This window comes from Streptomyces panaciradicis, from assembly GCF_023516615.1.
GTDB classification, from domain to species: Bacteria; Actinomycetota; Actinomycetes; order Streptomycetales; family Streptomycetaceae; genus Streptomyces; species Streptomyces panaciradicis.
The window spans coordinates 1-8457 of record NZ_JAMGBF010000136.1; the positions used below are offsets into that span (position 1 = coordinate 1).

Annotated in this window: 4 protein-coding genes; all 4 read right to left on the bottom strand. The window is 72.5% G+C overall.

What is annotated here, in order from left to right; all coding sequences use genetic code 11:
• A partial coding sequence (tmk, locus tag M8J74_RS34525) for a dTMP kinase (RefSeq protein WP_249840215.1) occupies nt 1–2666 on the bottom strand: 2666 nt, incomplete at its 3' end.
• Between the two features lie 135 nt (nt 2667–2801).
• Nucleotides 2802–5630, bottom strand: a complete 2829-nt coding sequence (topA, locus tag M8J74_RS34530) for a type I DNA topoisomerase (RefSeq protein WP_249840216.1) — start codon at nt 5628–5630, stop codon at nt 2802–2804.
• A gap of 245 nt (nt 5631–5875) precedes the next feature.
• Complete coding sequence (locus tag M8J74_RS34535; RefSeq protein ID WP_249840217.1) at nt 5876–6073, bottom strand: hypothetical protein; 198 nt, start codon at nt 6071–6073, stop codon at nt 5876–5878.
• A 490-nt stretch (nt 6074–6563) separates the two neighbouring features.
• A complete protein-coding gene (locus M8J74_RS34540; RefSeq protein ID WP_249840218.1) occupies nt 6564–8081 on the bottom strand; it encodes a DUF7059 domain-containing protein in 1518 nt (505 codons plus the stop codon).
• Nucleotides 8082–8457 lie beyond the last annotated feature (376 nt).

The window sequence follows — 8457 nt, forward strand, 5'->3', positions numbered from 1 at the left end:
GCGGTCGGCGCCTCCGGCGGCACCGCGGGCGCGGCCGGCTGCTTGGGACCGGCCTCCGCGGCGGCCGCGGCCTGCTCGGCGAGCCGGCGGGCCTCCTCCGCGCGCATCAGGGCCTCCTCGGCCTTGCGCTGCTTCTCCAGCCGCAGCGCCTCGGCCTCGGCGTGCAGCCGGGCCTCTTCCTCGGCCTGCCTGCGCCGACGCTCCTCCTCGGCCTTGCGGCGGGCCTCCTCCTCGGCGCGCGCCTTCTCCTCGGCGAGCAGCCGCTGCCGCTCCTCCTCGGCACGCCGGGCGGCCTCCTCGGCCCGGCGCCGGGCTTCCTCCGCCTGCCGTTCGGCCTCGCGCCGCTGCGCCTCCTCCAGCTCGCGCCGCTTGCGCTCCTCCTCCTCGGCGCGCAACTTGGCGAGCTGCTCCTGGCGCTCGCGCTCCAGCCGCTCCTCCTCGGCCTTGCGGGCGGCCTCCTCCTCGGCCTTGCGGCGGGCCTCCTCCTCGGCCTTCTTGCGCGCCTCCTCCTGCTCCCGGATCTCCTGCTCGGACAGCGGCAGCATCTGGTCGAGCCGGTGGCGTACGACGGTGGTGACGGCCTCGGGCTCCTGGCCGGCGTCCACCACCAGGTACCGCCCGGGGTCGGCCGCGGCGAGGGTGAGGAAGCCGGAGCGCACGCGCGCGTGGAACTCGGCCGGCTCCGACTCCAGCCGGTCGGGGGCCTCGGTGAACCGCTCGCGGGCGCTCTCCGGGGAGATGTCCAGCAACACGGTGAGGTGGGGTACGAGGCCGTTCGTCGCCCACCTGTTGATCCGGGCGATCTCCGTCGGGGACAGGTCGCGGCCCGCTCCCTGGTAGGCGACCGAGGAGTCGATGTACCGGTCGGAGATCACGACGGCGCCCCGCTCCAGGGCGGGCCGTACCACCGTGTCCACGTGCTCCGCGCGGTCCGCCGCGTACAGCAGGGCCTCGGCCCGGTGGGACAGACCGGCGCTGGAGACGTCCAGCAGGATCGACCGCAGCCGCTTGCCGACCGGGGTCGCGCCCGGCTCGCGGGTGACCACGACTTCGTGGCCCTTGGCCCGGATCCACTCGGCGAGCGCCTCGGCCTGCGTGGACTTGCCGGCGCCGTCGCCGCCCTCCAGGGCGATGAAGAAACCGTTCCCGGCGGGCGTGGTCAGGGGGTCGTCGCCGCCCAGCAGCGCGTCCCTCAGGTCGTGCCGCAGCGGCACGCCGGAGCGGTCGTCGACCTTGGCCAGCACCAGCGCGGCCACCGGCAGCAGCAGCGCCCCGACCAGCATGAGGGTGAAGGCGGCGCCGCCGTGGGCGAAGACGAACTTGCCGTTCTCCAGCCGGTGCGGGCCGATCCCTGCCGCCACGACCGGGGCGATCACCGCGCCGAGGGCCACGGTGACCCGGACGACCGCGTGCAGGTGCTCGGTCGTCCGTGCGCGCCGGTGGTCCTCGGCCTCCTGGTCGAGGAGGGTGTGCCCGGTGTTGGCCGCGACGCCCGCGCCGATGCCGGCCAGCGTGACGATCAGCAGGACGGTGGTGACGTCCGGGACGAGCCCGGCGGCCAGCAGCGCGATGCCGGTGAAGGCGATGGCCAGCGCGAGCAGGCGGCGGCGCGAGAGCGACACCAGGATCTTCGGCGCCGTACGGATACCGACGACGACACCGCCGGTCAGTCCGAGGACCAGCAGGCCGTAGGTCACCGGGCCGCCGTGCAGGTCCTTGGCGTGCAGCACGCACACGGCGACGGCCGCGGCGATCGCGCCCGCGACGGCCGCGCCGGAGAGCACCAGCAGCGGGATGGCTCCCGTGCGGCCCTTGTCGACGCCCGAGGCCGTCTTGGGCCGGCGCAGTCCCTCCAGCGGCGAACGCGCGCGCGGGGTGCGCGTGTCGGGCAGCTCCAGGAACACGACGACGGACAGGGAGGCGGCGAAGAGCCCGGCCGCCACGTACGAGGCGAGGGCGGCCTGGTGCTGGGCGAACCAGTCCAGGCCGGTGCCCAGCAGGTTGTTGAGCAGGCCGGCGACGACGAGCGCGGCGGCCGCGAGCGGGATGGCCACGAAGGTCGTGCGCAGCGACAGGCGGCGCAGGGCGTCCAGGTGGTCCGGCAGGGGCCGTACCGTCGCGCCCTCCGGCGGCGGGGCCGGCAGCAGCGCGGGCGCGGCGCTCTCGCGGCACACCGTCCAGAAGCGCTCGGCCACCCCGGTCACGAAGGCGGTCACCAGCAGGATCGCCAGCGCGTTGTCCGGCGTCCAGTCGATCCACAGCGGGGCGACGATGAGCGCGAGGACGCGGACGGTGTCGGCACCGACCATCGTCCAACGGCGGTCGAGAGGGCCGTCGTGGGAGGTGAGCGAGGTGAGCGGGCCGAGGAGTACGGCGCCGAAGAGCAGCGTCGCGAGGATGCGTACCGCGAAGACGGTCGCCACTGCGAACGCCACGCCCCGGTAGTTCCCGCCGAACGAGCCTTCGCTGATGGCCGCTTGAAGGGCCAGCAGCACCAGCACGAGGAGGGCGAGGGTGTCACCGATCGACCCCACGAACTGTGCGCTCCACAACCGCCTCAGCTGCGGTCGTTGGAGCAGGGCGCGAACGGCGCGCTCGCGGGAGTCCGCGACAAGGGCGTCGTCGGGGGCCGGCTTGGGGGCCGTTGGCTGCTCGGCTCGCGTCATGCTTTCAGCCTATCGGGACCGACCGACAAGCCAGGGGGCGCTCCCGAACGTGCGCACGCCCCGACACCAAAGCGATATCGGGGCGTTCGTTTTGCGAAGCCGTCTTGGGGAAGGTCCCCGTGACTCGGCCGCCGTTCAGTCGTCCGAGGCCGTCTTCGAAGCAGTCGTCTTCTTGGCGGCGGCCGTCGTCTTCTTGGCGGCCGTCTTCTTCGCGGCCGTCGTCGTCTTCTTCGCGGCGGTCTTCTTGGCGGTCGTCGCCTTCTTGGCCGGGGCCTTCTTGGCGGGCGCCTTCTTCGCCGTCTTCTTCGCGGGACCCTTCGCCCGCTTCTCGGCGAGGAGTTCGAAGCCGCGCTCCGGGGTGATCGTCTCGACGCTGTCGCCGGAGCGCAGCGTCGCGTTGGTCTCCCCGTCGGTCACGTACGGTCCGAAACGGCCGTCCTTGACCACGACCGGCTTCTCGCTGACCGGGTCGGTGCCCAGCTCCTTCAGCGGCGGCTTGGCGGCCGCGCGTCCGCGCTGCTTGGGCTGCGCGTAGATCGCCAGCGCCTCTTCGAGGGTGATCGTGAAGAGCTGCTCCTCGGAAGTGAGCGAGCGCGAGTCCGTGCCCTTCTTCAGGTACGGGCCGTAGCGGCCGTTCTGCGCGGTGATCTCCTGGCCCTCGGCGTCGGTGCCGACGACGCGCGGCAGCGACATCAGCTTGAGGGCGTCCGCGAGGGTCACGGTGTCCAGCGACATCGACTTGAACAGCGAGGCCGTACGCGGCTTGACGGCGTTCTTGCCGGTCTTCGGGGTGCCCTCGGGGAGCACCTCGGTGACGTACGGGCCGTAGCGGCCGTCCCGGGCGATGATCTGGTGGCCCGTCGCCGGGTCGGCACCGAGCTCGAAGTCGCCGCTCGGCTTGGCGAGCAGTTCCTCGGCGAGCTCGACGCTCAGCTCGTCGGGCGCCAGGTCCTCGGGCACGTCCGCCCGCTGGTGGCCCTCGGAGTCCTTCTCGCCACGCTCGATGTACGGGCCGTAGCGGCCGACCCGCAGCACGATGCCGTTGCCCACCGGGAACGACGACACCTCGCGCGCGTCGATCGCGCCCAGGTCGGTCACCAGCTCCTTGAGGCCGCCGAGGTGGTCGCCGTCGCCGTTGCCGGCCTCGGCCGCGCCGCCGATGCCGTTGGCCTCGCCGAAGTAGAACCGCTTCAGCCACGGCACGGCCTGCGCCTCGCCGCGGGCGATGCGGTCGAGGTCGTCCTCCATCTTGGCGGTGAAGTCGTAGTCGACGAGCCGCCCGAAGTGCTTCTCCAGGAGGTTGACCACGGCGAAGGACAGGAAGGACGGGACGAGCGCCGTGCCCTTCTTGAAGACGTAGCCGCGGTCCAGGATCGTGCCGATGATCGACGCGTACGTCGACGGACGGCCGATCTCGCGCTCTTCGAGCTCCTTGACGAGGCTGGCCTCGGTGTAGCGGGCCGGGGGCTTGGTGGCGTGCCCGTCGACCGTGATCTCCTCGGCGCTGAGCCGGTCGCCCTCGGCGACCTGCGGCAGCCGGCGCTCGCGGTCGTCCAGCTCGGCGTTCGGGTCGTCGGCGCCCTCGACGTAGGCCTTGAGGAAGCCGTGGAAGGTGATCGTCTTGCCGGAGGCGGTGAACTCGACGTCCCGGCCGTCGGCGGCCGTGCCACCGATCTTCACCGTGACGGAGTTGCCGGTGGCGTCCTTCATCTGGGAGGCGACCGTGCGCTTCCAGATCAGTTCGTACAGCTTGAACTGGTCGCCGGTCAGCCCGGTCTCGGCGGGTGTGCGGAAACGATCACCCGAGGGGCGGATCGCCTCGTGCGCCTCCTGCGCGTTCTTGACCTTCCCGGCGTACGTCCGCGGGCTGGGCGGCAGGTAGTCGGCGCCGTAGAGCTGCGTCACCTGGGCGCGGGCGGCGGCCACGGCGGTGTCGCTGAGCGTCGTGGAGTCCGTACGCATGTAGGTGATGAAGCCGTTCTCGTACAGCTTCTGGGCCACCTGCATGGTCGCCTTGGCGCCGAAGCCGAGCTTGCGGCTCGCCTCCTGCTGCAGCGTGGTCGTACGGAAGGGGGCGTACGGCGAGCGGCGGTACGGCTTCGACTCGACGGAGCGGACGGCGAACTGCGTCTGCTCCAGGGCGGCGGCCAGTGCGCGGGCGTTCGCCTCGTCGAGGTGGAGGGTGTTCGCGCTCTTGAGCTGTCCCAGGGAGTCGAAGTCGCGACCCTGCGCGACACGCCTGCCGTCGACGGACTGCAGGCGGGCGACCAGCGACGACGGGTCCGACGGATCGCCGGCGCGGCCGGTCGCGAAGGTGCCCGTCAGGTCCCAGTACTCGGCGGAACGGAAAGCGATGCGCTCGCGTTCCCGCTCCACGACGAGACGGGTCGCGACGGACTGGACGCGGCCGGCCGACAGCCGCGGCATGACCTTCTTCCACAGCACCGGCGAGACCTCGTAGCCGTAGAGACGGTCGAGGATGCGGCGGGTCTCCTGGGCGTCGACCAGCTTCTGGTTCAGCTCGCGCGGGTTGGCGACGGCCGCCTGGATCGCGGCCTTGGTGATCTCGTGGAAGACCATCCGCTTGACCGGGACCTTGGGCTTGAGCACCTCCTGGAGGTGCCAGGCGATGGCCTCGCCCTCGCGGTCCTCATCGGTGGCGAGGAAGAGCTCGTCGGAGTCCTTGAGCAGGTCCTTGAGCTTCTTGACCTGGGCCCTCTTGTCGGCGTTGACCACATAGATGGGCTGGAAGTCATGGTCGACGTCCACACCGAGGCGGCGGACCTCGCCGGTGTACTTCTCCGGCACCTCCGCGGCACCGTTGGGAAGGTCGCGGATGTGCCCGACGCTCGCCTCGACGGTGTAGCCGGGGCCGAGGTAGCCCTTGATCGTCTTCGCCTTGGCAGGCGACTCGACGATGACGAGTCGGCGGCCGCCGTGTGCGGTCTCGCTGGTCGGGGACAACTTCGCTCTTCTCTCCGGTCGATGCTGGGGCCTCCCCAGGCGTTCCTCCCGGGGCCGTGTCATGGTGACGCTGCGGAGTGTGACGGTACATCCCGCCCCCGTGTCAAACGGGAAAAGCCCGCAACGGCCACTCGAACGGTAACCCGAGTCGCGCCATTCCTGCCGCCCGGAGTGCCCGGCCACCTTTTCGAGGCGAACCGGAGGATCACCTCCCGATTACCTCGTCCGCAGCTCCGGGGCTGCTTTCACACTCGGGTCAGGCACCAGGCCGCGAGGGTCAGCGCGATCACCGACACGAGGCTCGCGAGGGCCGCCGATGCGACCGGGTTCACACCGTGCGCGACGGGCTCGCCGTGCCGCACCCGGGTCACGGTCCACACCAGCAGCGCTCCGCCGAACAGCGCGAACACCGCTCCAGCGAAGATCGCCGGTCCGCTCTCCATGGCTCCCCGTGCCCCTTTTCCACCCGTCCGCGTATGCCCCGTCCGGGGAGACTGGCACGCGCGGGAGACGGCCGGGCGAACCCGAGGTGAACGCCGGGCCGACCCGCCTGTGGATCGTCGCCCACCGTGACGCCGGCCCCGGCCGCGGATGCCCCTCACTGCCGTCGTTCCCGGCACGAGTCGTCCGGCCGCGCCGGGCACCGCGCATCCGGCGCGCGGACCGCGCCGAATTCGCCGCGGTGATCTTTACCGGCGTCGCCCGCGCCCTTCTCCCGCTCAATTCGGCGGGGGCCCACAACGCCTATGACCTGGTGGGCACGCGCTTTCCCACCGCTTCCGGAGGGGCTTTCCCGATCTTTGCCGCCGGGTGCGTCAAGGGTCGGCGGACCCGGCGGAAGAGGGAATCGCGCGAAGCGTCGAGCAATAGGAAAATCTTGGCCTGTTTTCATATGCCGGTGGAGAATGCCGCCGCGGGCTCCCGGCGCGTCGCTCAGGCCGGCTCGAGGAAACCCTGCTCCACCAGCAGCCTGATCTGAGCGGGCGTCCGGTCGCGCAGCAACACCGGGTCCTCCCCGACCAGTTGCGCGATGGCGTCCAGGATGCGGCCCGCGCTCAGCGAGCCGTCGCACACCCCGGCGAAGCCCGCGCCGACCGTGTCGACCTTCGTGGCCCGGCGCATGCCGCGGTGCTGACGCAGCACCACATGCTCCGGGTCCTCGGCGCCGGGCAGCCCGACCTGCTCCTGGACGACCTCGGCGACGAGCCTGAAGTGCCCTTCCAGCAGGGCCGCGTCGTCGTGCGCGCGCAGGTAGTCCAGCCGCTCGAAGTGGGCTCGCACCGCGTCGCCGAGCGGCTGCTCGACCGAATGCGGCCACTCCTCCACGGTGATCGAGGGCTCGGCGGCCGTCGTCCGGCGCAGGGTGATCCAGCCGAAGCCGACCGCCTTCACCTTGCGCGCCTCGAACTCGTCCAGCCACGCGTCGTACCGCGCCTGGTACTCGACCGGGTCCCCGCGGTGGTCACCGGCGTCCCTGAGCCACAACTCGGCGTACTGCGTGACGTCCTGGACCTCGCGCTGCACGATCCACGCGTCGCACCCGCGCGGCACCCACGACCTGAGCCTGTCCTGCCAGTCCTCCCCTTCCACGTGCTGCCAGTTGGCGAGGAACTGCGCGAAACCGCCCTCCCGCAGCCGCTCCCCCGACTGCTGAACGAGCGAGCGGCACAGATCGTCCCCGCCCATTCCACCGTCGCGGTACGTCAGCCGGGCGCCCGGCGAGATGACGAAGGGCGGGTTGGAGACGATCAGGTCGTACCGCTCGTCGTCCCGCACCGGGTCGAAGAGGGAGCCCTCGCGCAGGTCGGCCGCCGGCGCGCCGGAGAGGGCCAGGGTGAGCGCCGTGATGTGCAGGGCGCGCGGGTTGACGTCGGTCGCCGTCACGCGCGTGGCGTGCTGGGCGGCGTGCAGCGCCTGGATGCCGGAGCCCGTGCCGAGGTCGAGGGCCGACGCGACGGGCGTACGGACGGTGATGCCGGCGAGGGTGGTCGAGGCACCGCCGACGCCCAGGACGACGCCCTCGTCCTTGCGGCCGATCCCGCCGGCGCCGCCGACCGCGCAACCGAGGTCGGACACGATGAACCAGTCCTCGCCGTCGGGCCCGCCGTACGGCCGTACGTCCACGGTCGCGGCGACCTCGTCGGCCCCGGCCGGCGCCAGCCACCCGCTGTTCAGGCAGGCGTCCAGGGGCAGAACGTCCGCCACGCGCGCGTGCGGCACCGGCTGCTGCAGCAGGAACAGCCGCACGAGCAGTTCCAGCGGCGTGTCCCCGCGGGTCGCGCGGAGCGCGGGCACGATCTCGCTGCGGGCCAGCGCCGCGTACGCGGGCGCGCCGAGCAGGTCGAGCAGCCCGTCGGCGGTGAAGGACTGCGCGAGCAGCGCGTCCCGCAGCCGGGCGGCCACGTCGGGGCGGTCGGAGGCGGGCAGGGCGGGAAGGCTGGAGGTACTCACGCCCCCATTGTGGCCGTGCCGACCCCCCGCCCGCAGCCCCGCGCCGGCCCACGCCCGCGGGGGCCGAGCCGGACACGGCCCCCGCGGCACCTCTTCTCAGCTCACAGCCGACGTGCCCGCGACCGAGGCCGACCCGGCAGCTCCTCGTCAGCCCGCCACCGACGGACCTACGACGCCCGCCGCCCCCGCGTTCCTCGTCAGCCCGCCGTCGACGAGGCCGTAACGGCAGCTTCTTCTCAGCCCGCCGCCGACCGGGGACGGGGACCGACAACGACCCCGCAGCTCCCCGTCAGCCCGCCGCCGACGGACCCGTGATGGCCGTCGACCCCACGCTTCTTCTCAGCCCGCCGCCGACGGGGGCTGCTGCTGAGGCCGA